This is a genomic window from Pseudomonas sp. WS 5410 (assembly GCF_012985645.1).
Taxonomy (GTDB): Bacteria; Pseudomonadota; Gammaproteobacteria; order Pseudomonadales; family Pseudomonadaceae; genus Aquipseudomonas; species Aquipseudomonas shahriarae.
The window spans coordinates 103,613-129,171 of sequence record NZ_JAAQWS010000014.1 but is presented as its reverse complement, the minus strand read 5'-3'; the positions used below and the strand labels follow the sequence as shown (position 1 = coordinate 129,171).

The window sequence follows — 25,559 nt, the reverse complement described above, 5'->3', positions numbered from 1 at the left end:
ACTAGTCGATGTTTGGTAAGCAAATGCCTTCGGTTGTCCGTTCAAAAGACGAGGGAGAGAAGCCGTTCTGGATCTCCTTCGCTGATTTGATGACTGCGATGATGATTCTATTTCTGGTGGTCATGGTGGCGGCTTTGAGTTCTGTGACGCAGCGTATTAACCAAGCGGAGCAAGGAGAGAAGCAACGTAATAGGGACATCAGTCAGATCTGCGAGCACCTGAGCCTTAAGGCGAAGGCTGCCAGTAAAACCATCGTTGTAGACTGCAAGGACAACCGGATTAGCTTCGGCGATGCTGGCCGCTTTGGGCATAACCAGTACGCGCTGAGCAACGATGGCCAGTCGGCACTCCAAGAGGTTGTGCCGATGATTCTGGACGCGGCTAACAGTGAAGAAGGCCGTAAATGGTTCAAACAGGTTGTGATCGAGGGATCGACCGACACCGACGGCTCTTATCTTTATAACCTGCACCTTTCACTGCAGCGTTCAGAGTGGGTGATGTGTAGTCTGCTCGATAGCCGCAGCCCGCTCCAAGTCGGATTGTCGGCGGAGCACCAACAGCAAATCAGATCGATTTTCCTGGCGGGCGGTGTGTCTTTCAATAATGCAAAGGACACTAAGGAAGAAAGCCGGCGAGTGGAGTTGCGCATGCAGTTCTTTGGCTTGAAGGAAAAGGAGGACAACCTCAAGCCAGAGGTCCCGGTGTTCAACAACACTGATATGGAAAAGTGTCAGTTGGCGATGAACCGATGACCAGCCCAATCGCGAGGCTTTCCGCCGCTATCAACCTGAGTCTTTCCGCGCATCGAACGGGGCCGGCGCCTGAACCGTTGGCGCGATTCCCCCGTCTGGGTGCTGCGGGAATTGATCTTTACGAAAGATTCGAGCGCGCTGAAAAGGCTTTGCCGCCACCTCAGGAAAAGCGCCGCGCTGCGATAAGCAAATTCCGCAATGTACTCCCACTCAACGCCTCAGAATGGCGCTTGGTTTTCGCCGGCCTCTCGGACAAGAGTGAGCGAGTCGGGCCGATACTGGACGATGACCAGCTCTTTGACCGAGTGCACAAAGAAATCTGTCACCGTATCGAAAAACGAAAGCTTAGCCGCCGCGATTGGTTGGCGCTGTGCTTTAGCTACTTTGGGTACGAGGCCGCCACGCCTGATAAGAGCGCCAATTGGTGTCTGTTGCGGGAAGACGTTCAGCTTGGCTTCGAATGCGTCAGAGGCCAGCAAAAACGCGAGAAGGAATGGGTTCACATCGTCCAGCAGCATCAGGAGCTTTTCTCCGAGCAGGCAGGTGCCAGGCTGGGTGACCAGATGTTCAAGGGAGAGATCAGCGACCTTTCGGCATTGCAGACGATTGCGCAGATCCCTGACAGCAGTTGGCTGTGGCGAAGGATCTTTAACGTACTTATCTCTCGTATTTTTATGTTGGATGACGCCGAGTTTTCTCAGCGCTTAGCCGACCTTGTCGATATCGGTCGGCAGCATCCGCGGTACATGAACGACATTCTGAGTGCATGTCTGTCGCGTTATCACTTGGCAGCCTATCGAGAAAAGCCGTCGTCGCTGCTCAAACAGGTTGCACTCGACAATTGGGGCAGCCCTCAGATCCGTTCCAGGCAAAACAGCTGGCTGCAGTATGTTGAAAAAGATGTCTGTGCAATGGTCGTTGCATGGTTCGCAAAGGAAGATCTTGAACACTTCTTCAACCTGTTGAAGGGAGACTCCGAGGTCGATCAATCGCGTCTGCACTATTGGCTGCGATTTGCCAACCAAATGAGCTACACCCGAATTGTTATGGGGGCGGATGCGTGGAATGACCGCGGGCGGGACTTCGTCCATTTCCGTGAGAAAAACAAAGGGCGCTTGAGCAAGCTGATAGGCGGTCCTGGGCACAACAACGCTGTAGTGATGCAGATTGGGAACTACTTTTTCGTGGAGTTCTCCGGCACAGGCAATGCCTGCTATGTGTACAAAGCAGATGATTCGCCATTCAACCCAGACAAATCCCAGCTTGAGCTGACCGCCGAGCTGAAGCAGGCAAATCGTGCGCTGGATCGAATGCGGCATTCACCTGCACCGAGCCGCCCAAACCGTATAGAGGGTTGGCTGAGCAAATTCGATGACTCTCTAGGGAAATTGGGCATTCGCGTGCAGAGTCAGGCCGGCACGCCAGGGTCATCCAAACCCATGGCTTTCGAAGACCAAGTCCGTGACGCCCTGAAGTCGGTCAAGCACAAAGTCTATGACCAGCGCGCGCGCGGTGGCGCGTTTCAGGTCCAGCTTGATGACAATGATCAGGCTGCCGTTGCAGCGCTCCAACGCCTGGGCTTCAAGCCCGTCAATCACCAGCCACTCAGGTTTTGGAGACAGTAATGCTCAAGCGTTTGCTGAAAGGCATCGGCCGGCAGCCGAATTCGGCGGTAGAAAATACTGAGCCTGTTTTTTCCATTGAGGAGCAGGGGTTTTGTTATCCCCTGAGCTTGGCGGAGAATGCGCAGTCCTGGCCGCTGGCAAGCTATTTGGATCAGTTGGAAGAGGAGGAGTTCGTCTCTCAGCTCAGCGATCGTTGGTTGCTGACGTGGGACGAGCTTTATCGGCTTCTTGATGAGCCAGAGCACTTAACAAGTCTGCCGCTATTGGGGTTGCCGCCACAGACAGCCCTCATCCCTCAATTGAGCAGCCAAGGCAGTCTTGCCTCTGACGACTTCAAGGTCGCTGTCAGTGGATGGCGCGACCCGCAGTCCAATGCAAATGTGCAGTTGCAGCGTACAGGTGCCATCGTCCAGCGCAACGGAATAATGGAAATTCTGCCCGAGTCGTCGTGGAAACTGACCGGTGCGGTACGGCAACTTTATCTGGCTCAGCAAAATGAGCCGGGTGAAGTAACTAACCAGATTGGCTGGGCTAGCATCAGGAAGTTGGCGCGCAAGGCTGGTGCCGGTATGGATGGCTTCTTGGATAAGACCGTCGTTATCAAACCTGAAAGCTTGCGACTCAACCCGCGAAAATCGACAGTAGGCAATATACCGGTTATCGAACTGGAACCCACCTTTGAAGGCCAGCCGGCAAACTGGCTTGAAAGTTTCGACGGCGCTAATCAGGTTCAGGATCGATATCGGGTGACTGGTGATGATGGATCGCTGACACACGTGCTGATTGATCCCGAAGTCAAATCTGTATTGGACTATGTGCGCTCGTTGCCCGGGCGTCGGGTCGCTGGGGACGATGCTCTTTCTTTCGTCCGCAACCCTTACAGCGCACTCGGCGAAAGTGCCGCGCAAGTGTTGGATGCCGAGACTTATGAAGACGACCTGGCCGAGGCTGGGATTTTCTTTCATCGCTTTCATCTGGAGCCCAAACTGGATGAAGCGGGACAGCGCATCGAGCAGGTAAATCTGACTCTCGAACCGATCTCGCCAACGCCGCAAGCGCCCATCGAAGTTGAATTCAAAGCGGCCTATGAGCTCGCGCCGTTCGTGCATGAATTGCAACTGAAGTTAGCCGCTGGAATGCCAGCTGGTTTCTGGCAGGGCTATGAGCTGGAACTCAGCGATTTTGATTTGCGCCAGTTGGCAGGCATCAGCGATCTGCTTAAGCGTTGGCAAAACGAAGCGGCCGGTATTGAGTTCGACTCAGTCCTAGACCTGTCTCTTTACGGAGACCGTGTGACTGGCATCGGGGAAGCGGAAAGAATTACTTCGCCTTTCCTCGTCAAGGAGGCGACCGAGAACTGGTTGCCGAAGGATGTGGCGGCGCTGGGCATTGACGCAGAAATTCTTGGGCGTTGGGATCCATCCGACCGTGCTCAATTTGAAGCGTTTGAGCAGCGGCTGGACGAAGCTCGCGCTGCCGGTGATGAAACGGTCTGTTTGCCAGAGTCCGAAACACCGCTGTCGATTGCCGCCGCCGAGCGACTGTTTAATGCCTGGTCCAAGAAGATCGCCCCTGTCGAGACCGGCCTGGTCCAGCAACAGGAAAAAGTTGGTCGCGCCGTACTGCAAATCGGCCACAACATCGACGAACCGACCTACGTTGAGATTCGCCAAGCAGCATTACGCGCCGCTTTGGATGCAATACCAGAGTTGCCCAGCTTGCTCAAGCCTGAGGTCGTATTGCGTGAGCACCAGCTTCAAGGCGTCGCGTGGTTGCAGCATTTGTTCCGCTTGTCCCCCGCGGACGTGTCAGGTTGCTTGCTCGCTGATGACATGGGGCTTGGGAAAACGATCCAGTTGCTCACCTTCCTTGTCTGGTACCTGGAAAAATATCCACAAGACAAACCGACACTTATCGTCGCCCCAGTTTCGTTGCTTGATAACTGGGAGCGTGAGCTTCATCGGTTCTTCTTCGCTGATGCACTACCAGTGTTGAAGCTGTATGGCTCAGCCTTGAGTGCAGTGAAGTTCAAGAAGGAAGAAATACCTGCTGACTTGAAAGCAAAAGGCATCAAGAATTTGCTGCGCCCAGGTTGGGTGGGCGGCGCCCGAATCGTCCTGACGACTTACGAGACACTTCGCGATCAGGAGTTTTCCCTGGCGCGCCAGCAGTGGTCGATCGTCGTGTGCGATGAAGCGCAGAAGCTGAAGAACCCCGCGGCACTGGTGACTCAAGCGATCAAAGCCATTCCTGCGAGATTTCGAGTGGCGTGTACCGGTACGCCTGTCGAGAACACCCTGATCGATCTCTGGTGTCTGTTCGACTTCATTCAACCAGGTTTTCTAGGTGGTTTGAACCAGTTCGGTCGCGAGTATCAGCGCCCAATCGAAGCCGCGTTGGAGCGTGACACGGTTGCCCTGGAGCGCCTTCGAGGGCTTATCGATCCGCAGACTTTGCGCCGAACCAAGCAGGACATTGCCAAAGACCTGCCCGCCAAAATCGAAGACACAGCATGCCGTTCACTTAGCATGCATGCCTTGCAACGCAATCTGTACCTGTCCGAAATATCCGCGTACAGCCAGAAGCAGCAGATTGAAGAACAGCTCGATCAAAAGACCTCCGGCATGCTCGGGTTGCTGCACAAGCTCAAGCTCATTTGTGCTCATCCTTACAGCGTTCATCCAGACAAGCGATTGCGCGACAACTCGCCGAAGCTGCAATGGTTGATGCAGACCCTTGAGTCGATCAAAAGAGCTGGAAATGGCGACAAGGTCATTGTCTTTACCGAGTTGCGTGATATTCAGCGGGAGTTGCAGCACTCGATCCAGGAGCATTTCGGGTTTCGGGCAACCGTCATCAACGGCGATACCAGTACCAGCAGCCAGAGTGCGAATAGCCGGCAGCGGCTGATCGACCAATTCCAGGAGCTGCCGGGATTCGCAGTCATCATTCTGTCGACCATCGCTGTCGGGTTTGGGGTGAACGTGCAGGCAGCCAACCACGTCATTCACTTCACCCGTTGCTGGAACCCGGCCAAGGAAGATCAAGCAACTGACAGGGCTTATCGGATTGGGCAGGAGAAGGATGTCTATGTGTACTACCCGACGGTTCGTGATGCGCAGATGCCGACGTTCGAAGCGACACTCGATGAGTTGCTGAGTAAGCGGCGGGCGTTGGCGCGGGACATGTTGAGTGGGGCTTCGGATATTCAGGCTTCGGACTTTGAGGCGCTGCTGAAAACACGCTGAGCCCGACTTGCAGGAAAACGTTGCTTGGCGATATGTCAAATATAAGTACAGGTAAGTTCCTGCTCGGGTTTGCAAATAGGCAAAAACCAGCCAAGTGGCGCTTGTCTGGTACAACCTGTGAGCGGATTGCTTACCTGTGCACACGTGCAGTATTGGCGCCGAAAGCTCAGCGGCTTACTGTGCGCAGCATCCGAGTCTGCTGCCCACCTTAACCCGCTCTCCTGAGCAAGGCATGATGCAAGAACTCCTAACCGGAAGAACCCGACTGCTATGACCAATCTGAGCACGGAAGCGATTCACCTGCCGCAACCCACTGAACTATCCAGCAAGATCGTCAGTGTCTATGAACTGCTTATGGATTCTGCGCTGGATGTTCCCCAGTACCAGCGTCCCTACAAGTGGACCGGGAAGAATATCAACCAACTGTTCTCCGATATCGCCATCCACAAGGACAAGTCCGCCTACCGCTTGGGCACTATCGTTTTTCATCAAGAGGGTGGGACAAGGAACATCGTCGACGGCCAGCAGCGGACTGTCAGCCTGCTGCTGGCGGCCCGTGCGTTGATTCAGCGTAACAAAGAAAAAAAGCTCGAACGCAAAGACCTGCATGAGCGCCTGCTTAAACTTGAGCAAGCGATGGTGAACCCAAGCTTTAGCAGCGAGATCTCGCAGAAGAACATCCACAGCAATTACCTTGAGGTGGCCCGCATCGTTTCCCGTGCGGACTTCACCGAGGTGCATATCGACTTCTTCCTGAACAAGTGCCAGGTCGTGGCCGTGGCCTTGAACGATGTGTCGGAAGCCTTCCAATTCTTCGACTCGCAGAATGCGCGGGGCCGGGACCTGGAGCCCCATGATTTGCTCAAGGCTTATCATCTGCGTGAGTTCGGCCCGCATGACGAGCCATTGAAGGCGGCAACTGTAGCGCGTTGGGAGAACAGCGACTCCAAGGAGTTGGCCACACTGTTCTCCCAGTACCTGTACCGCATCCGCAACTGGTCGAAAGGGGTTTCGGCTCGTTACTTCAGCAAAGATGACAGCGACTTGTTCAAGGGCGTGAACATCGACACGGTGGCCAGCTATCCCTATGTGGAGCAACTGCGCATCGCCCACCATTTTGTCGATAACTACAACGGGCAGTACGAGCGCAAGATCGACTCGCGCGAGCTCGGTTTTCCCTTCCATCTGGACCAGCTCATCATCAATGGTCGGCGCTTTTTTGAGCTGATCAGCCACTACCAGAGCAAAGTGGCGCGGATCAGCGCCGAGTCCTGGAACGGGCATGAACTGGTGGGGGCTGAAGGGCTCGATGGCTATGCGAAAACTATCATGGATACCCTCAACACTTACCCGGCAAGAACCCGAACCGGCGATTGTTATGTACGGGCGATGTTCGATTGCCTGTTGATCTATTACATCGACAAGTTTGGTCACGCGGATATCTCCCGCGCCATCGAAAAGGTTTTCATCTGGGCCTATAGCCTGCGCCTGAAGATGCAGGTAGTGCAGCTGGCAAGCATGGATAACCACGTGCTGGAGAACAATTTGTTCAGGTTGATCAAGGACGCCACACGTCCTGCCGACTTTACCAACTGCAGCCTGGCGGTGATGAGCGGTACGAAGTCAACCAGGACCGGTGAGATCGAGGCTCTGTTCAAGGCGATGAAATATTATGAGTAATGAAATCAGCCAGCTTTCCATCAAGGCGCTGCTGAGCGGTAGCGTTGAGTATGTTATCCCGATGTATCAGCGTAATTACGCCTGGGAGGAGGGTGAGATCACTCAGCTGATTCAGGACGTGATCGACTACCTGCCAATGACCTCTGATAAAGCGCGCAATTACTACATTGGCACTCTGGTGGTGTATGAGCGCCCGGATAGCAAAACCCCGGTGTTTGAAACCATTGACGGCCAACAGCGGCTGACGACCCTGTCGTTGTTGACGTCGTATCTGAAAAACACCCGGTTGGTGGATCTCGCGTGGTATTCGACTTTGAGCATTCACTTTGACAGCCGCGAACATTCGCGCGCGACCTTTGCGGCCATCTTCGAGGGGAAGTTCAACGACGATCCTGCCGAGGTATTGGTCGAGAGGCAGATCAATACCGGCATCCTTAACGGCTATCGGCTGATCCAGAAAATCTTGCCTCAGAAGCTGAAGGAGAAGAGGATTTCGCCTCAACAATTCGCCGATTACTTGTTTGACTACGTACAAATCATGCGGGTAAAGGTACCGGCTGATACGGACCTGAACCATTACTTCGAGATTATGAACAACCGCGGTGAGCAGCTGGAAAAGCACGAAGTGCTCAAGGCACGAATGATGGAGAAATTGCAGGGTTGCGAGCAGAGTCAGAATTGCTTGCACGCAGTATGGGAAGCCTGCGCCAACATGGAGCGCTATGTGCAAATGGGCTTCACGCCTGGCCAGCGAGGCAGCATTTTTGGCGAAAAGAACTGGGGACGTTTTGAACTCGCTGACTTCGATTCGCTTCGGGCTGCGTTGCACAGTACGCAAGAGATGGCTGCCCAGCAGGACACTCGCTTGACCCTTGATCAGATCGTTGCCAAGGCACCGGTCGCTGCGAAGCAGGATGAGCCAAGTGAGGACTCGCCAGAGCGTTTCAACACGATTATCAACTTCCCGAACTTCCTGTTGCATGTGCTGCGCGTCGATATCCAAGCGGACATCCCTCTGGATGACAAGCGCCTGCTCGACACCTTTGAAGAGTACGTATTAAAACAACCCGACCCAGTGGCCGCGGTGAAGCGTTTTACCTTCAGCCTGCTGCGCTGCAAGTATCTGTTTGACCAGTATGTAATCAAGCGCGAGTTCATCAAGGGCGCTGATGGCTGGAGCCTCAAACGCTTCAAGTGGAATGAGGGCGGTGAGCGCAGCCGCGCTGGTCGAGGAAGTTATGTGAATACCTTCGGCGAAGAGGACGGTAATGAAGGCATCAACCGTCGCATTCTGATGCTGCTGTCGGCATTTCATGTTTCTACGCCAACGCTGGTCTACAAACACTGGCTGAATGCGGCGCTGCATCACCTGTTTCATGCTGACCAGATTGACGCTCAAGCTTATCTTCAGCACATGGAGTCGGTCGCCAAGGCGTTTGTCTTTGACCGCTTTCTCGCTCCAGAGACAGGCCTGGATTACTACGCGATCATCTATCAGAACAAGGGTGGATGTCAGACACCCCGCGAAAGCATTACGGCGGAAAAATTTGAGTCCAAATTGACGTTTGGCAACATCGAAAACAACCTGGTGTTCAACTTTCTGGACTACCTGCTTTGGCTTGAGCACGGCGTAAGCGAGCCGGTTAAATCCTATGAATTCACTTTCCGTAGTTCGGTAGAGCATTACTACCCTCAGCATCCATTAGACGGACAAGCTCAGCTCGACGCTGGCACGCTGAATTCGTTCGGCAATCTCTGCCTGATCAGCCATGACAAGAACTCCCGCCTGAGTAATTTCATGCCCGCGGCGAAGAAGGAGTTTTATAAGAACAACACCATCGACAGTGTTAAGCAGTATCTGATGATGGAAGCAGAGCCTTGGGAAGCCGGCGCTATATGCACACATTCCAAACATATGAATAACGTGTTGCTCAGGAGCCTCGCCAGTAAACACGAAACCGAGTAAACCCTGCAGGATGCATTTGGTTACTCAACAACCTCGCTCTGAACACCGCATCCGGAATGGCGCTCAGGCCCAGGATGCGGTTCTCAGCGAAAACTGTCGGCTCAACCGATCACGACACTCCCTGTCGCGAAGGCCCCTCATGCTTGTTTCATCAACAGGCAAAACGATGGTTTTCATCGGCCCGAGCCACTGAGATCTGTAACCCCGAGAGGCAGCACCATGAAAAATCTGTTCGCAATTGTTGGCGTCATAGTCGTCGCCAAGAAAGGTTACGAGTTCTTCCGTGAATACATGGAGATGAAACAGGAGCTGGAAAAAAAGAGCGGCTGAATCGGCCTGACAACTGCGGCACTGTCGACCGCGTTTTTTCCACCACCAGCAGGTTCTTCTCTAATGCCCTGGCCACCACATCCCTTCACATTCACCTGCCCCCAATGCCATTGGCATAAAACAACTGTGCCACCCAGCGATGCGCTGCGTGAGGGCAAAGACTGGTTTTCAGCTTGCCCTGCATGCCAGCATGTCGACCTGGATGTCCGGCCTGCGACGGGGCTGGAAATCTTCAAGGCCAAGCTGGCGCGACCGTTCAGCTAAAGTCTCATTCAGTGCGAGGTTTGCGATGTGTAAAGATCAAGCTGAAGGTTACCCGGACACCCCATCACCCTCAGTAGTGGATGCAGAGGGTGAGGTCGAGTACAGCGAGGAGTTCGCTGCCATGATCCTCGAACAGGAGCAGAGCGGCTGTTTCCAGGAAATTGATGTCGATGACATGCTCGCAATGCTCGACCGCATGATCCTTGAGGCCCAAGGCTTGGGCAGTGTGCATTAGCTCTCCAGGCAGAGCGTCAACAATTGATCCAGCTTGCATGGCGATACCTGGCCGTCCATGCCCCAATGATCGCAGGAGTATGTGCCGCCGCGCACCGCTTTGCCCTCGTCGTCATAGACGGCAATGACCGCGTTCCACAGTGATGCCTTTGGCACCTCGCTGAGTGGGTCCAGACACAGTAGATGAGTGGGTTGGTAGACACCGTCATCCTCATAGCCCTGATGGCCCACGACCATCAACCAGTGGCCTTCCAGCTTCGACCAGCTCACGCAGATCAGGACGACAGCGTCGCTTTCGATGGAGTCCTGTACAGCTTCGACGATCTCTTTCTTATTGCCATTGATCAGCTCAGGCAAGATTCCCTCACCCCGAAAATGCCCCGCCAGGCCAATCAGGTCCTTGGTGGTCGTGCCCCGGGAAACCAGTGCGCCATGCTCTCGTAGTGCATTACGGAATCGGCCTTCGCGACTGCGCCCATCCCAGTCACCCATGTAGGCGATATGTTCCCGCTCAAGCGCACCCAGGGTGATCAGGCCCATCATGAGGGCGTAGGGGCCGCAAGCAGCGTCGGCATCACCTTGACGCATGTGTATCAGGCCCGGTTTGTCGAGGGCGCAGGTAACAGGGCCTTCGGGGGAAACCATTAGCCAGGGACTGACAAACATCTTGTTCATTGCAAATTTCCTTGTTGCACGATTTTTGAAAGGAAAGCGGTGCTTCACTTGTTAGATGGATGCGGCAATCAGTGGTACAGACTGAGGACGTCAGACCCGCACCACCGGGTAGCAGGCATCCCCCCAAAGGGTGTCGGGATTATCAAGCATCAACTCAATGATCAACGGGACCAGCTTGCCGAGCAGGCTGCTGCAGTCACGCAGCTGAGGTCGATTGACGCTGCTGTCACAGGTCGCACCGCCGTGCATGATCTGATTGCGCAAGGTGTAGATTCGGTTGAACAGCACCGCGAGCACTTCAGCGGTATCGCGTTGAGCCAGCGCTGCCTGTGCTCTGCGTCGGCCATCGGCAAAACGGTCGGTCCATTGCTGTTCGCTGATCTTGCCATTCTGGTAATCCCAGAAACTCTGAAAAACGTACTGATTGTCCAACAGCACGCGAATGCTTCCGGAAAATTCAGACCACACCAATTTCTCAATCTGCCGCCCCTGGTCCAGGTCGCACAGCTTGCGAAGAAAGGCGCGGAAGGTTTCCTGCTCGGAAAGTCGATAGTTCTCATCGATGTCAGTCGCATAGGCCGCGTTAAAGGCAATCCACAAGAAAACGAAACGGCCGTCGGCGTCGTCTGCCTGCTCTGCCCGCTGCAGCCAGCTCAAGGAGCGGTGTACACGCAAGGTGAGATTGACGTGGTGAGTATCGCGTTCAAGGCGGTGACGCGCCTTAAGGGTCTGGAAATCCATGAGTGCTGACTCGTTTGGCAGATAGATGGTTGTCGTTCAGATCGTGGTTTCATGCAGGGCCAGGCTTTGGCGCTGACTGTCGATCAAGGCCTGGCGTAGAGTCTTTGGCTTGTCGATACGGATGGCGCCAGCTTGTGACAGCAACCACCATTTCAGCTCCCAGCTGTTGTTTATCGTGGCGGTCAAGAGAGCACCGTCCGGTTGTTCAATCAGTTTCATATCCTCCGACAGGGGCGTCTCGCGAAGGCGTTTGGCGAGAGTAGGGTCGACCCAGGCGCGTAACTGGATCATCTGGACTTCGCCAAACTGCATGGCCCCATTCCGGACGTAATCGGATAGCTTGAAGTCCGCGGGTCTTCGGCCGGGCTGACTGATAAGGGTGACGGCTTCGAAGCGATGGGCTGCGTACAGTCGAACGTCGTCGAAGACCTCGGCGCAGGCGACCAGGTAGGTGATCTGTCCGCGCTGCACCAAACCCAGTGGACTGAGCGTGAGTTCATGCACGCGATTTTTATTCGCCGACCGGTACTGGCAGTGCAGTTGCAAGTCTTCGAGCAGTGCTCGATGCAGCTGGTCCAGATGCTCTGCATTGATTTCCGGGGCAATCAAGTTCAGTGCCGGTTGTACGCTGGCGACCTTGTCGACCCAGCGCGCCGAAGCGCTTTCCTCGCCAAGAGCCGTGAGCTTTTGTCGCGCTTGACTGAAGCGAGGCTCAAGGCTCTTGAGCATCAGCCCGGGTACCAATGGTCGAATGCTGTCCTCCACCAAACGCAGGGTCAGCGCTTCTCCCACCGTGATTCCAGGCAGGTCGATGGAGCGTCCGGGTTGCCAGTACCAACCATAAGGCGTGCCTTTATCATTGCAGTGCAATGGAAACACGCTCGACAGTTCGTTGAGGTCTCGCTCAACCGTGCGTTTGGTCGTGCGGTGGCCGGCCTCTTCCAACTGTTGATGGAGTTCGGCGGCGGTCAGGCCTGGGGCACGATTTGGTAGCAGTTTGAGCATTTCCCATTGGCGGGAGATGGTTGTGCGCGTGGAGTGCGTGGGCAACGCTGGTTTCCTTACTCTGGCTCACGAACCGCAGAGCATGGCGTCAAGCGTGAGTAATATCAACTAGCCATAAGTTCGAGGCGCAAAGGTCATCTCAATGCCGGGGAGCCTCTGCCTTCGGATGGAGCACATTGCACTCATGCGTGCCACACCTTGTCGCCGAGTGAGGAACAATGGATGTCGACTGAATGGATGGGGTGTGCCTGAATTCTTTACATATGGCCGCGGCAAACTCTGCGCACAGAGGAATAGTGTCTATCCGAGGCTTTAGGACCTGTTCCGTTTGTTTACCTGTATGAACAAACAACGTGGACGTAGCCTGTTCTTTTGCTTAGGGTGTGGCCTTTCGACACTACTTGGAAGGGCGCGGGATGAAGCGCAAACAGTTCCTGGCACAACCTGAAGTTCAGTCTTTCATTGCATGGCTGGAAGCGAATTTGCCGACGCTCACGTTCAAGCTGCGTTTCAAGTCCAGCAAGTTCGTACCTGACGGTTTGGTGACTGATGTCCAAGGGTTCGAGCAGGTCCTTGAGCACTATTGCTGGAAGGCAAGTTGGCTGGACACCCACCCAAGCGCGGTGGATTCACAAACCTGGCCTGAAACCCGGCGCTCTCTCGGGCAGCTTCGCGAGTGGCTGACAAGTGCAGTCAACGCGGGCGATGAACAACAAGCTTTGCAGGCGTGTTTGCAAATCCTTCGTTGGGGTGGCGTGCGTGGAGCCATTCCCTTTTTGCATCGTTTGGCCGCAAATAACGAGTTGTCGCGTTATTTGAAAAAGTTGGCCGTGCTTGTGTCGCTTGACGGTGGCAATGATCTTGATGATCTCGATACGAGTAGCGTCGAGCGTTTCGATGCTGGCCTGACCAAGATTCACGCCTTGTTGGATATCTCGGGATCCCCCATTTATGACAGTCGCGTAGGCGCTGCGATTGCCATGTTGTATTCGATGTTTCGTCAACAATGGGTGGGAGGTGGCAAACCCTTGCTCGCATTCCCGTCTGGGGCCGCTCGCGGCAGCCAGATTCGCAACCCGGGAGCTTTCTTGAACGGGCTAGCGGCGCCGCAGTTTTCGGCGATCGATTATGCAGAATGGGCACGTTGGCAAGTGCGCTTGGGCTGGATTATTCGAGACCTGCTTAAACGTACCAGATGGTTCGCCGAGCAAGGGACGTTGCCGGCGCGTTGCCACGCCTTCGAGGCCAGTCTGTTTATGCTCGGCTACGACCTGCGGTGCTTCGGTGCGACGCTGGCGACTGATCCGGACACAGCATTGCCGGAAATCGAGGTGAAGACGCGGGAAAGTGACGGCAATGGCTGGGTACCTACGGGGCACCCTTTCAGTCAGGTCCTCAAGGACTATCTGACCTTCCGTCACAGCGGCGCACTCGACAGTAAAGCGTCCTTCGTTGCCTGGCTGATGGCCGACCCAAACAATGATCAATCACTCAAGCGTGCTACCGCCCTGGGCTACTGTTTCCCGTTTACGATCCAGGAGTTCGACCTGTTCGGTCGGCCGCTCGAAGAGCTTGAGCGAATCGTTGCTGGTGGCAAGGATGGATTGTGTGCGGCACTGGCGACCGAGACATTGGAGCCATTCTCTCTGGGTGATGAACGGGTAGGTGTCTGTTTGGTGGATGTATTGATCACGGGCAATGCGTATCTGCGTGCGACGACCGAGAAAGAGCGCATCGACTACATCATGAGTGCCGGGTATGCAGGTACCGCGAACTCCGCAAGGACGTTGATGGCATTGGGGCGTAACGTGGGCAAGCACTTCGGTCTGCTGGATGAACAACATTTGCCGACGACTTTGTTTGGGCAATTTTTCTGCGAATGCTTGCTCGACGCCTGACTCCCACACGACATTGAACCAGCGTGACGCGATCCAGGTCGCTTCACCGGACCGGAAGCGACCATGCAAACCCGAAACGGAATTCAGCTGTACTCCGCCTCAGATATCTGCGGTTTTCTTGAATGTCAGCACCTGACGGCGCTAGACCTTCAGAACCTTGTCTTGCCCATGGCAAAAGCGGCGGCGAGCGATCAGAACCGATTGATACAGGACAAAGGCCTGGCCCATGAGGCGGCCTTTTTCGAGCGGCTCAAAAGTGAATATGCCAACGTAGTCGACATTGCTCAGGGCAATCCGAGTTTCGCGCGTCGGGTGGAACTGACTATCCAGGCCATGAAGGCCGGTGTCGACATCATCTTCCAGGCGTCGCTTCAGGAGGGCGCATTTATTGGTCATGCCGACTTTCTGCGTAAAGTGCCGCTGGCGTCGACACTGGGCGACCACAGCTATGAGGTGATCGACACCAAGCTGGCGAAAACGGCCAAGGCCAAGTTCCTTGTGCAGGTTGCGCTTTATTCACGAATGCTGATCTCGATCCAGGGTGTGCAGCCAGCGTTTATGTATGTCGTACTCGGTGATGCTGCGCGTACCGAACAGGCCTTTCGGGTCGCCGACTACGCCGATTATCTGGAGCATGTGCTGCAGCGTTTCGATGCGTTCGTGAACAGTGCCGAACCGCCAGTCACCTATCCCGAACCGTGCGGGCATTGTGGGTTCTGCGCCTGGCGTGATCGCTGCGAAGAACAACGACAGCAGGACGATCACCTCTCGGCGGTAGCGGGTATCAGTCGTTCGCAAATCAAGAAGTTACAGAGTGCCGGTGTGACCACATTGCACCAGCTGGCGGACAGTACCGACGACCTGCGCATCCCGAAATTGCAGGCAGAGTCGTTGAGCAAGTTGCGGCATCAAGCGCGTTTGCAGTTCCAGGGGCGTTCCAGTGATGTCCCGTTGTTCGAGCTTCTGTCTGTCTCCGGTGAGCGGCGCGGCTTCCATCGGATGCCCAAGGCGGTCGAAGGTGATCTGTTCTTCGACATGGAGGGCAATCCGCTGGAAGAGGGTGGTCTGGAATACCTTTTCGGTCTGTACATCGACGAGGGTGGGCAGCAAACCTTCAAACCCTTCTGGGCGCATACCCGAGAGGAAGAAAAGGTCGCCTTCGAGCAGTTCATCGAATGGGTCATCGGCCATCTCAAGCGTTACCCGGACGCGCATATTTACCACTACGCCAGTTACGAAGAGACGGCCATCAAGCGCCTGATGAGCCAGCACGGGACGCGTGAAGCACAAGTGGACTGGTTGCTGCGCAACGGCAAACTGATCGATCTGTACAAGGTCGTGCGCGAAGCGATCCGGGTGTCCGAGCCCAGTTACTCGATCAAGAATATCGAGCACTTTTACATGGGCCAGCGCGATGGCGATGTCACCAATGCTGGCGCGAGCATTGTGTTTTACGAGCGGTGGAAAGAGACCGGCGAATCGGTGTTGCTTGAGCAGATCGAGCGCTATAACGAAGACGACGTGCTATCCACGTACCTTTTGCGCAACTGGCTGCTGAAGATCAAACCGTCAAATTCCGGCGATTTTATCGGGGCTCAGGCCGAAAGCGAGAAGTCGGTCGTGGAGCAAAAGGAAATCGAGACGCTTCTGGAGAGTTATCGCGTTCGTCTGCTCGGTGGCCTGCCAGTCGAGGCAGAGGCCATGTGTGACGAGGATCAGGTCACCTTGCTCACTTTCCAGTTACTCGACTTCCACCGCCGCGCAGATAAACCGACGTGGTGGCAGATGTTCAGCCGTCTGGACATGACGACCGAGGAGCTGCTGGAGGATATCGAGAGTCTGGCCGGATTGCAGCGTACAAAAACACCTGCGGAACCGATCAATCGGTCTTATCTGTATGAGTACAGTTTCGAGCCTCAAGAAACCAAAATGCGTACTGGCTCTCAAGGTATCATCACCGAGTCCTTGGCCAGCGCACAGTTGGTTGATCTGGACCATGACAACGGTCTGGCGACATTCAAGGCAACCGAGAGAAATGCACCGCCTGATTACTTCGACATGATCCCCGGCAAGCCAATCCCGTCCACTTCGCTGCGCAAGGCGTTGTTCCGTTATGCCGACAGCCTGCTGGCCGGCGAACAGCGCTTTCAGGCGGTTACAGACTTTCTGCATCGACGTGCTCCGCGGGTGAAAGACGTTGAGCTTGGTGCGCCACTGCTTGATCCCGGTCTGCCGTCGATTGATGCCATCAAGCAAGTGGTACGCAACCTCGATAACAGCGTGCTGTTTATTCAAGGACCGCCGGGTGCGGGTAAGACCTATACCGGTTCCCATGTCATCGTGGACTTGCTCAAGGCAGGCAAGCGCATAGGCGTGACATCCAATTCGCACCACGCCATCAATAACCTACTGGCGGCTGTCGAGTCTCGTGCGCAAGAGGAGGGATTCACTTTCAAGGGTTTGAAAAAATCCTCGGAGGGAGAGGGTACGGAATTCACTGGCCGCTGCATTCGTTCGATCGAGGACAAAACCGAATTTCTCGATGCTTGGGGGCCGAACATTGATTTGACGGCCGGCACTGCGTGGCTGTTTGCCGATCCCGCCTTCACCGAGCAACTGGACTATCTGTTCATCGACGAGGCTGGCCAGGTGAGCGTGGCGAACCTGGTCACGATGGGTATGGTTGCAAGCAACATCGTACTGATGGGCGACCAGATGCAATTGTCACAGCCGGTGCAAGGCGTGCATCCGGGCCGCTCGGGCGATTCCATCCTCGACTATCTACTGGATGGCACACCCACTATTGCACCTGATCGCGGAGTGTTCCTGGCGCAAACCTGGCGCATGCACCCCAGCGTGTGCTCGTTCATTTCGCAGGCTGTGTACGAAGGTCAGCTTTCTTCGGCGCCCGGCACCGAACAGCGGGTGTTGGTGCTGGATGGCCAGCGACCGGAAGTGCCGACTAGCGGGCTGATGTTTTGCCCTGTGGAGCACGATGGCAACAGTCAGAGTTCGGACGAAGAGGCGGCACAGGTCAAAGACCTTTACGCATACTTCTTGCGCCAGCGTTATGTGGATAACAAGGGCGTCGAGCACGAGATCTGCATCGAAAACATCCTGGTAGTAGCCCCCTATAACCTGCAAGTGCAATTGTTGAAAAAAGTGCTGCCAGCGGGCGCTCGAGTCGGTACTGTGGATAAGTTTCAGGGGCAGGAAGCAGAGATCGTCATCGTGTCGATGGCGACCTCGAATGAAGATTATCTGCCCCGAGACATTGGTTTTCTGTACTCGAAGAACCGCTTGAATGTGGCCGTCAGTCGGGCGAAGTCACTGGCATGTATTGTCGCCAGCCCTGATCTGACAGCCATTCGTTGTCTGACTCCGCACGACATGAGCCTGGTAAACGGATTGTGCATGGCTGTCAGGTATGGAGCGGTTACCAGCGCCCCTGTTCGTCGTGCATAGTAATCCCAAGGGGCTTTATATCTATCAGGCAAACCTGGCTCGAAGTGTGCTCCTGGCCTGGCCGAATGTGGACTGACCGCAATGACCGCTAGCCCACACTCGACCATGAGCGAAACACCTTGGAAAAGGGGATGCGCGCGCGTCAGTCATTCATGAGCCAGGGGCGCAACTCCTTGAGGTTGGTTGCCACGATTTGCTGTGCCTCGGGGTAAGTGGCCTGGTTCCTCGGGTCGATCTGATAGCGTTGCAATACATACTTCACCAGCGCTCTACGACTGGGCACCACCAGCTGGCCATCTGTCATACCAAAGTCGGTTTCGATGATTGACTTCTGCGCTGCGTTCAGCCGTCCATCGGCGGCAAAAATGACGGGAATCTCGGTATTCCAGTCTTCATCCAGCTCGCGAGTGTTCTGCGATTCATCGAGCAAATCCGGCTGGCCCCGCAGGCGGCTGAGTACAAAGTCGCGGTACTGGCCGTTCTTCTCGCAGTAAGCCCGCACATGCCAGCGCATACCGGTGTAGACCAGTGTGTGAGGGGCGATCAGTCGAATTTCCACGTTTGGTGTGTTGAGCGATACGTACTCGGTTTCCAGGCGCAGGCCATCGCGACAGGCCTTGAGCAATGGGCGCAGGACTTCCGGCCGGATCGGGCGATCCGGGACTTCCAGCACCTTGGTATGGGCATAAGCCAGAGCAAGCCCATCAATGTGAGGAGCGCGTTCGTTGTTCTGGTAGAGCAGGTGCAAATAGGCGCTTGCGCTGTCGTCGATGAACAGCGGCGTGAACGCCTTGCCGGGCACGTAGCCTTTTATTTTTTTGTCATATGTAAGGTTTTTAGGCGCATGTTCCGTGATGTAGGTGTTGATGTCCTTGGACGCCTGCTGGCGACTGATGCCGAAGCTCTGCATCAAGTGTCCCGTGGTTAACCGGCCCTCCCACCAGGCAACGGTCTCAATCAAACGATAGCGAAGTGCCAGGTCCCAGCGGACCTGCTCGATGGACTGCTTGCGTTTCATACCCTCTCCATCTGCGCGAATACTTTACCTGTATAAGTCTACATTATAGACCTGTCGCTTAACACTACATATCGTGTGTCTGTCTTCAAAATGAATTGAAGTCACGAAAGGAAGTGGACATGAGTATGTCGGAAGCGGTTTCGACGGGTGCATTGCTGATGATGGGAGCAATCCTACTGGTGTTACTGCATCAGTGTCTGAGATTGCGTGAGCTCTGGCAGATGGCTATGGGCTGCCAAAAAAATGCGCGCTGGGCGCGGATTTGGGAGGCAGAGAACCGCGAGTTGCGTTCGGCACTGCGCGCTGAAAAAGCACACATCGAGCAGTTGCAAAGAAAGCTGGTGATTTTGCAGGAATTGATCCCGGCTGAGGGGTAAGGGAATGGACATGAACAGACTTGAACGGATTAAAGGCTGCCTGCTGGGAGGCGCTGTTGGCGACGCGTTAGGCGCCCCAGTGGAGTTTCTCGAGTGGTCGGTAATCGAAGCCAGGTTCGGTCCACAGGGAGTCATCGATTTTGTTCCGGCGTACGGTATCACTGGCGCCATCACCGATGACACTCAGATGATGCTTTTTACCGCGGAAGGCTTGTTGCGGGCCTACGTGCGCGGTAGCTCACGAGGGGTTTGCCACGTCCCTGGCGTCATTCATCATTCATTACTGCGCTGGCTGATAACCCAGGGCCATGCTGCTGCGATACCGGTTGATCGGGACGGATGGTTGATCGACCAACCGGCGCTCTGGTCTCGCCGCGCGCCTGGTACTACCTGTCTCGCTGCACTCGAGGCCAGTCCGCGGCTGGGCGCTGTGGCCGAGAACAACAGCAAAGGCTGTGGTGCCCTGATGCGTGCCGCACCTTGCGCCTTCTTTGCAAACGCCTTTGACTACGCTGCCCAGTCAGGGCGCCTGACTCACGGAAATCCTACAGGCTATCTGGCGGCCGGGATGTTTGCCGATATTCTCCAGCGCATTGTCGATAGACAAGATAGCCTGGAACACGCGATCAATCAGAGCCTGGTCCAATACGGTCAAGTTCCCGGTATGGAAGAAACACGAGCCCTAATTGAGCGTGTTCTCTTCTTCTTTTACGAGGGCTACCAGCCTACCGCGCAACGAATAGGCGAGCTCGGTGGTGGCTGGGTCGCCGAAGAAACGCTGGCTATCGGATTGTGGTGTGCCCTGGCAGCCTCCTCGTTTGAAGAGGGCGTGATCAGAGCGGTGAATCACGGCGGTGATAGTGACAGTACCGGGCTCATCGCCGGGCACTTGTTAGGTGCTCAGTATGGTGCGGCGGCGATTCCTGCTCGCTGGTTAGAGCAACTGGAATTGCGTGAGGTGATTGTGCAGGTAGCTGAGGATCTTGAGCGCGTGCCGCGTGAGTACTGTGGGGTTGGCGGCGTGTTCGATCAGCAGATCGAATTGGCATATCCCGGGAGTTGAGCGCACGTAACGCAGGGTAGCTCAAAGGGCCGCTCGCGGAGCTACTGGCGGGGCGACGATTCTGAAGAATAGGTGGGTGATAGTGTTGCCCGTTGTATCGAGCCGCGAACAGGACGGGGCTTTGAGCCTTGAGACTTCACATCAGCTTTGTTCAGCACGATGTACAGCGACTCTGCATGGAACGGCGTGGGCTCGATGAATTCAATGTCGGAGTATCGATGATGCACAGGTTGCCGAATAGGTCCGGATCCATGGGAGCCTTGACGCTGGTGAGAGGGCAGAATGCGCTGGTCAAGTACGTGGTGCAACGCTTTCAGATCAATTCCAATGTCAACGACCCCAAGCCCGAGGCCCAACAACTGGTGCTGGCGAACCGGGTTCATTTGCGGCCGTGGCTTTGCATCGATTGAAACGCGGCAGGAGCATGCGCGTTGTGACGTTCACGCCCCTGTCTGCTGGCTACCCTGGCTACCCTTGATCAGATCGCCCGCTCGAGCAGTTGCGCCTCGGCGATTTGGCCATCTTGATAACGCAGCAACACCTGGTGTTCACCTTGATTGAATAGCGATTGGTGCAGCTGGCGGGTGTCGAATGGACCTTGTGCCAGCGAACCGGCAATGCTGTCCAATTGCGCCGTGAAGCTTTGGCTTAGCGTGCTATCGAGGCTGAAGACTCGTGAGCTGGTCAGTTCCATCTGCGAGCTGTACACACTGCGACTCTGGGTGGCGATAGCGTCGAGCTGCCCCAGACTTGCAAGTACCTTGGCTGCAGCGCTGCAGTGACGTTGCTGCGGATCAGCTATATAGCGCAAGGCGCTGCTCACAACCTGCAACTGAGTAGCTTGCAAGTATCCGCTCACCCAGCCTTCCATCTTCGCCAGGCTGCCTTTCAGCGCTTGGCGGGCACTGTCTGCCCCGAACAGCTTGTCGGCCTCGACAGCCTGGGCGACGTCCAGCTCTTCTTTCATTTTGCGGTCGAAGAATTGCCTCAGAGCCGTGATCTGGCTGTGCTGGCTTTCGAGGGTCTGCACAGCGTAGTGACTAATGCCGTCTTGCGCGTAGTGGTCGAGCAGGTCCTGGGTATAGTCGACCATTCCGGCGAGCGATTCCCAGCGGGCTTCGTCCAGTTCGCGCAGCACGCTGTCGAGCTGGCGTTTAATGGCGTTCAGCTTCTCGTTGATATCGTGCAAGTGCTTCTGGCCCACGGCTGAGGACACCGCGTTCCACACCGCACCGCTGAGTAGCACGTTCTGCAGGTCTTCAGGCAATGACAGGCTGGCCTGCTCGCTGATCTTGCCACCGGTACGGACGAAAGCTCTGACGCTGCCATCATTGTTGGCGTTTTTGGTCAGTGTCTCGAAGGGCAGGCTACACACTACATAGTTGCCCCTGGACATCTCTCCTAGCGCGGCAAGCCCCGGCACATTGGCCAGCAACGGGCTGAGCGCGCTGATCTGGTCGGTGGGTAGCGCACGATGTACGCCTGCAGGTGGTCGCTGCAGCACGTTGAGTTTCAGCAGTGTTTCGCCCTGGCCGTTCTGCACGACCAGCTCCGAAGCGCCCGGCGTGGAGGCGGGAGCGACAGTGTTCGGCGCCGGTGAGCGTGTCGCAGGCGCTTCGTGTCGCAGGCGAATCCAGCCCATCTGGGCCACAAATGGCACGGTCACCCGGTAGGCTTCGGCAATGCTGCTATGCAGGCCGAAGCCTAACGTTGCGACGGCGCCTATGGGGTTCAGGCGAAACCCCGTGGTTGCCACAGTGAACAACGCCGCGCTGCTTGCTGCCGACAGACCGACTGCAGTGCCAGAACTGACTGAGAGCGCGTCCTTGAGGTTGAACAGCCCGGCCAACACCATGGTACTGGTGGTGCGCTCAAAGCGATCTTCGGGTGCCAACTCACGCCAACCGGCACCGAACAGCGCCAAGGCGATCTGACGTTCCTTGTCGGCGACGGACCGGCTCGCTGCGTCGCTGCCATTGAGCTTCTGATAAACGTCGTTGACGATTTCGGCATAGGGCACAGCGGACTTTTTCAGGAAACGGCGCGTCAGGTTCATCGCAGAGTGCCCGCCGAATTGCTGCAGTTCGTGTCCCAGCAGCTCGAGCTGCTGTTGTTCGTAGCCGGCAGGTCGGGAGCTGTGCTTGGCTTGTACCAGCCGCTTCTTGATGTCCGCGTCCAGACCGGCGCGGCCTCTTGAGAAGTCGGTGATGATGTCCACCAACATGTCCACCTCATCGGCCTTGGCGCTGAGCAGGCTGGCGAAGAGTTCGTCGTCGCAATCGATTCCTGTAGTTGCCATCGTGTTCTTGCCTCTCGGTGTCTAAATCAGGTTCAGGGGAGCCGCCGGCCAATATGGAGCGTGGGCTGCATCGCGCTAATTTGCCGTCGGCGGCTGCGTGGCCACTACCAGTTGAACCTCCACTCGACGGTTGAGGGCACTGGCGGGGTCTACGCCCGGTTTGGGGCGTGAGTCACCGTAGCCTGCCACCACCACGCGCCGTGCCTGCTGTGGCTCAATCGCCTGAATCAGCAGCTTGCGAGCCTCGCGTGCCCGTGCGGCAGACAAGGTGTAGTTGTCGTCATACACCGTGCAAAAACGCTCATAGTCGGTGACCGGGCGGGAAACTGGCAGGTTGTCGGTATGCCCCTCTACCAGCACTTGCCCCTGGCCGTAATCCTGGATGAAGGTGGCCACCCGTGCGCTGAGCAGGGTCAGTGCGCCTTTGGCTGCGGGGGTAATGCAGGCGCTCCCTCGGGCGAAGGCATTATCGGGGAGGGTCAGGCGGCGGTTCTGAATGTCGATGTCCACCAGATCCGTTTCGCCGGTGCGCTGCAGGTCTGACTGCATAGCGGCCAGCAGCTTGCTCAAGCTTGCCCGCTGGGCCGCGTCGCCTTTGCTGCGCTCTTCTTGACGAGCGGCCTCCATCTGCTGCTTCTCAACTGCCATAGCTGCCTCGGCCGCTTTATTCTGCAGCACCGACACCACAAGCATCAGCATCACTACGGCCATTACCCCAGCCATAAGGTCGGAGATCGAGACCCATTCATTGGGTTTTTCTTTCATGGCCGTCTCACGCTGTCAGAGGCTCGTCGGAAGGCTTGCGTGCCAGCGGCTGCTGGGCTTGATCGGCCATCTGCTGGAGCAGGGCAACCGTAGAGCCCGCCGCTTGCTGCAGGGGTTGCAGGTGATTGGAGAACTGCTGCCCGACCTTTTCCGCCAGCGCTTGGGGCAGGTTGGCGACCTGCTGCGTGCCTTGCTGCGTGCTGGTTGTCAGCGTCTTGAGTTGGGAGGACAGCTGCGCCAGGTTTTTCACCGCTTCGCTGAGCAGTTGGCCGCGCTGGTGCGGGTCGCTGCGCAGCTCACCTGCCAGTTTTTCGAGCACTAGCAAGGTTTGCGTGCCTTGGGCGAGCAGTTCCTGGAAATGCCCATGCAGCTTGTCAAAGCTATCGGGCAGCTCTTTCAACTGTTCGAGCTTCTTGCCCGTGGCTCGCATGTTCCTATTACTCTCAGAGATATCAGTCAGCCCTTGAGTGATCTGTTCTCCCAGCGTTCTCATGTTTTTTTCCATCTGACTGATGGCGCCGTTGAGCTCGTCGTTGGTCGTCGTGAACATCGCGCTGGCGTTGGTCTGAGCCCTGTTGGCCCCTTCGATGTTGCGGCTCACGCTCGCCATCACCTCATTGACCTCGCCAGAGAGCCGGATTACGGCCTCGGAAATATTGTCGGTAGCCGATCGCAGGTTCTCCGACATCGTCGTGGTGTTGTGAGTGAAGTCCTGGCTCATCCGGTTGACGTTATCCATCATCCCGGTCTGCAGCTCGTTCATTACGTCACTCAGGCGTGAGATGTTGGCATCGAGACTGCCCTGCATCGTCTGCAGGTGGGCATGGAAGTCATCGTTGAGCTTGTCGATGGCCGCACCGACGCTCTTCTCCATGGTTAATACGCTGCCTTCCAAGGCACTTGCAGATTGGGCCAGCTGCTTCGCGGCTTTACCCATGGTAATGCCGGCTTGCTCGAGCGTATTGAGGTTGTTGGTACTGGTGGTGACGAACAACTCCAGGCTCTGCTGGCTGGCTTGTGTATGCGCGCCAACTGCCTGTGTCGCTTCGATACCTTTAGTCGAAAGTGTGGCCAACTCATCAAACCGCTCTTGCAGATGAGTCGCCTGCGCGCGGTCTGCGTCGAGTTGCGCGCCATGCTGCTCAGTCAGGGTCGCCAGCAAGGTTTGGCTCTGGCGCTCACGGCGCTCACTTTCATCTCGCGCGTGCTCCCATTGCAGGGTAGCGGTCTGTTGTAGGCGCTCCGTCAACTGGTGGCCGTGTTCGAGTGTCTGCCCCAGCCCGGTGAGCTGCTGGCTCGACTGTTCCAGTTGCGCCTGTAGGCGGCCGAGGCCAGCGTCGAGGCCCAGCAGGGTTTCTCCTTGGCCCTCGAGCAGGTCCAGGCGCGGCAGGTGGGCGGCGTAGCGAGCCAGTGCCGCGAGATAGCCTTCCGCTCCGCTGAGTTGTTGCAGCTGCTGCAGTTGCCCGTCCAGATTGGCGGCGGTCCGCGCGAACTGCTCATCGCAAGTTTGTCCGCGTTTCAACTCGATCAGCTTAAGCTGCTTGAGTTCATTGCCCAGCAATTGGCTCTGACCGGCAATGGCCTGCACCAGTTGCTCACCGACGGCGGCCAGGGCCTGCCGGGTGAGTTGGTCACGGAGCTCGGTTGCGTTCTTGTGCTGATCCCGGCGATTGTCGATGTCGCGCTTCATGCGGTCGACGCACCAGCCGGTCCGGCGGCTTTCAGCGGACCAGCGGGCAGAGTCCCACAGTTTCAGCGCGATAAAAGCGATGATCCCCCAGGTCGAGGTTTTGAACTTGGTACCCAAGTCTTTCATCATGCCCGTGAGCTGGCCCAACGAGTCGCTCATTGCGTTCAGAGAATCGGCGTTGCCCTGCAGGATTCCAGAGGCTTTGTCCAAGGCCATGCCCAGGCCCAGGAAGGTTCCCAGCAAGCCGACGATTAACAGCAGCCCCGGCATATTGGCTACGATGCGTTCGGGTAGAGTGGCCACTGCCTGGTTCAACTCACCGAGTGCCCCGTGCTCGATGTCCAGCGCGCCCTTGTGCGTGCCGCCTTGCCAGTTGCGCTCCCAAGCTGGAGCGCGGCCGAACACCTCGGCGGTGATCAGCGAAACCAGCATGCCACCTATGATCACCGTGCAGAATACCAACT

General features: G+C 56.2%; 18 protein-coding genes. 11 read left to right on the top strand and 7 right to left on the bottom strand.

The window, feature by feature from the left end:
- Nucleotides 1–8 precede the first annotated feature (8 nt).
- The 6 genes from zorB1 (at nucleotide 9) to HBO24_RS20105 (ending at nucleotide 10,100) form a co-directional block, all read left to right on the top strand.
- Nucleotides 9–752: a type I Zorya anti-phage system protein ZorB1 gene (zorB1, locus tag HBO24_RS20130; protein WP_169989867.1), complete on the top strand. Its 744-nt coding sequence runs from the start codon at nucleotides 9–11 to the stop codon at nucleotides 750–752.
- On the top strand, nucleotides 749–2,377 hold the full coding sequence (zorC, locus tag HBO24_RS20125; protein ID WP_170060166.1) for a type I Zorya anti-phage system protein ZorC: 1,629 nt from the start codon (nucleotides 749–751) through the stop codon (nucleotides 2,375–2,377). The genes zorB1 and zorC overlap by 4 nt, the downstream gene beginning before the upstream one ends.
- Nucleotides 2,377–5,625, top strand: a complete 3,249-nt coding sequence (gene zorD / locus HBO24_RS20120; protein WP_170060165.1) for a type I Zorya anti-phage system protein ZorD — start codon at nucleotides 2,377–2,379, stop codon at nucleotides 5,623–5,625. Before zorC ends, zorD begins: the two co-directional genes overlap by 1 nt.
- Nucleotides 5,626–5,895: 270 nt before the next feature.
- Nucleotides 5,896–7,305, top strand: a complete 1,410-nt coding sequence (locus tag HBO24_RS20115; RefSeq protein WP_170060164.1) for a DUF262 domain-containing protein — start codon at nucleotides 5,896–5,898, stop codon at nucleotides 7,303–7,305.
- A complete protein-coding gene (locus HBO24_RS20110; RefSeq protein ID WP_170060163.1) occupies nucleotides 7,298–9,271 on the top strand; it encodes a DUF262 domain-containing protein in 1,974 nt (657 codons plus the stop codon). Before HBO24_RS20115 ends, HBO24_RS20110 begins: the two co-directional genes overlap by 8 nt.
- A gap of 619 nt (nucleotides 9,272–9,890) precedes the next feature.
- On the top strand, nucleotides 9,891–10,100 hold the full coding sequence (locus tag HBO24_RS20105; protein ID WP_106111445.1) for a hypothetical protein: 210 nt from the start codon (nucleotides 9,891–9,893) through the stop codon (nucleotides 10,098–10,100).
- Here the strand turns inward: HBO24_RS20105 and HBO24_RS20100 are convergent.
- From HBO24_RS20100 to HBO24_RS20090, 3 genes are all read right to left on the bottom strand, one after another.
- A complete protein-coding gene (locus HBO24_RS20100; protein WP_169989871.1) occupies nucleotides 10,097–10,774 on the bottom strand; it encodes a hypothetical protein in 678 nt (225 codons plus the stop codon). The genes HBO24_RS20105 and HBO24_RS20100 overlap by 4 nt on opposite strands.
- Nucleotides 10,775–10,864: 90 nt before the next feature.
- Nucleotides 10,865–11,515 carry a HEPN domain-containing protein gene (locus HBO24_RS20095; RefSeq protein WP_169989872.1) on the bottom strand — a complete coding sequence of 217 codons (651 nt, stop codon included), beginning with the start codon at nucleotides 11,513–11,515 and terminating at the stop codon, nucleotides 10,865–10,867.
- A gap of 36 nt (nucleotides 11,516–11,551) precedes the next feature.
- Nucleotides 11,552–12,565 (bottom strand): WYL domain-containing protein, encoded by a 1,014-nt coding sequence (locus HBO24_RS20090; protein WP_170060162.1) that lies wholly within the window; start codon nucleotides 12,563–12,565, stop codon nucleotides 11,552–11,554.
- Between the two features lie 371 nt (nucleotides 12,566–12,936).
- Between HBO24_RS20090 and HBO24_RS20085 the strand changes: the two genes are divergently transcribed.
- Nucleotides 12,937–14,418 carry a hypothetical protein gene (locus tag HBO24_RS20085; protein WP_170060161.1) on the top strand — a complete coding sequence of 494 codons (1,482 nt, stop codon included), beginning with the start codon at nucleotides 12,937–12,939 and terminating at the stop codon, nucleotides 14,416–14,418.
- Nucleotides 14,419–14,481: 63 nt separating this feature from the next.
- The gene (locus HBO24_RS20080) at nucleotides 14,482–17,883 is read left to right on the top strand and encodes a TM0106 family RecB-like putative nuclease (protein WP_170060160.1); all 3,402 of its coding nucleotides are present in this window, start codon (nucleotides 14,482–14,484) and stop codon (nucleotides 17,881–17,883) included.
- A gap of 142 nt (nucleotides 17,884–18,025) precedes the next feature.
- Here HBO24_RS20080 and HBO24_RS20075 read toward each other — a convergent pair whose 3' ends face one another.
- Nucleotides 18,026–18,901 carry a WYL domain-containing protein gene (locus tag HBO24_RS20075; RefSeq protein ID WP_170060159.1) on the bottom strand — a complete coding sequence of 292 codons (876 nt, stop codon included), beginning with the start codon at nucleotides 18,899–18,901 and terminating at the stop codon, nucleotides 18,026–18,028.
- A gap of 119 nt (nucleotides 18,902–19,020) precedes the next feature.
- Between HBO24_RS20075 and HBO24_RS20070 the strand changes: the two genes are divergently transcribed.
- From HBO24_RS20070 to HBO24_RS20060, 3 genes are all read left to right on the top strand, one after another.
- Nucleotides 19,021–19,278: a hypothetical protein gene (locus tag HBO24_RS20070; RefSeq protein WP_069673146.1), complete on the top strand. Its 258-nt coding sequence runs from the start codon at nucleotides 19,021–19,023 to the stop codon at nucleotides 19,276–19,278.
- A gap of 10 nt (nucleotides 19,279–19,288) precedes the next feature.
- Nucleotides 19,289–20,341: an ADP-ribosylglycohydrolase family protein gene (locus HBO24_RS20065; protein ID WP_170060158.1), complete on the top strand. Its 1,053-nt coding sequence runs from the start codon at nucleotides 19,289–19,291 to the stop codon at nucleotides 20,339–20,341.
- A gap of 251 nt (nucleotides 20,342–20,592) precedes the next feature.
- Nucleotides 20,593–20,751: a hypothetical protein gene (locus HBO24_RS20060; protein WP_170060157.1), complete on the top strand. Its 159-nt coding sequence runs from the start codon at nucleotides 20,593–20,595 to the stop codon at nucleotides 20,749–20,751.
- 68 nt (nucleotides 20,752–20,819) lie between these two features.
- Here HBO24_RS20060 and HBO24_RS20055 read toward each other — a convergent pair whose 3' ends face one another.
- The 3 genes from HBO24_RS20055 to HBO24_RS20045 form a co-directional block, all read right to left on the bottom strand.
- Complete coding sequence (locus HBO24_RS20055) at nucleotides 20,820–22,640, bottom strand: hypothetical protein (RefSeq protein ID WP_170060156.1); 1,821 nt, start codon at nucleotides 22,638–22,640, stop codon at nucleotides 20,820–20,822.
- 75 nt (nucleotides 22,641–22,715) lie between these two features.
- The gene (locus HBO24_RS20050; protein WP_170060155.1) at nucleotides 22,716–23,405 is read right to left on the bottom strand and encodes an OmpA family protein; all 690 of its coding nucleotides are present in this window, start codon (nucleotides 23,403–23,405) and stop codon (nucleotides 22,716–22,718) included.
- 7 nt (nucleotides 23,406–23,412) lie between these two features.
- Entirely contained in the window at nucleotides 23,413–25,527 is a 2,115-nt protein-coding gene (locus HBO24_RS20045) for a hypothetical protein (RefSeq protein ID WP_262381541.1), read from the bottom strand.
- Nucleotides 25,528–25,559: the final 32 nt, after the last annotated feature.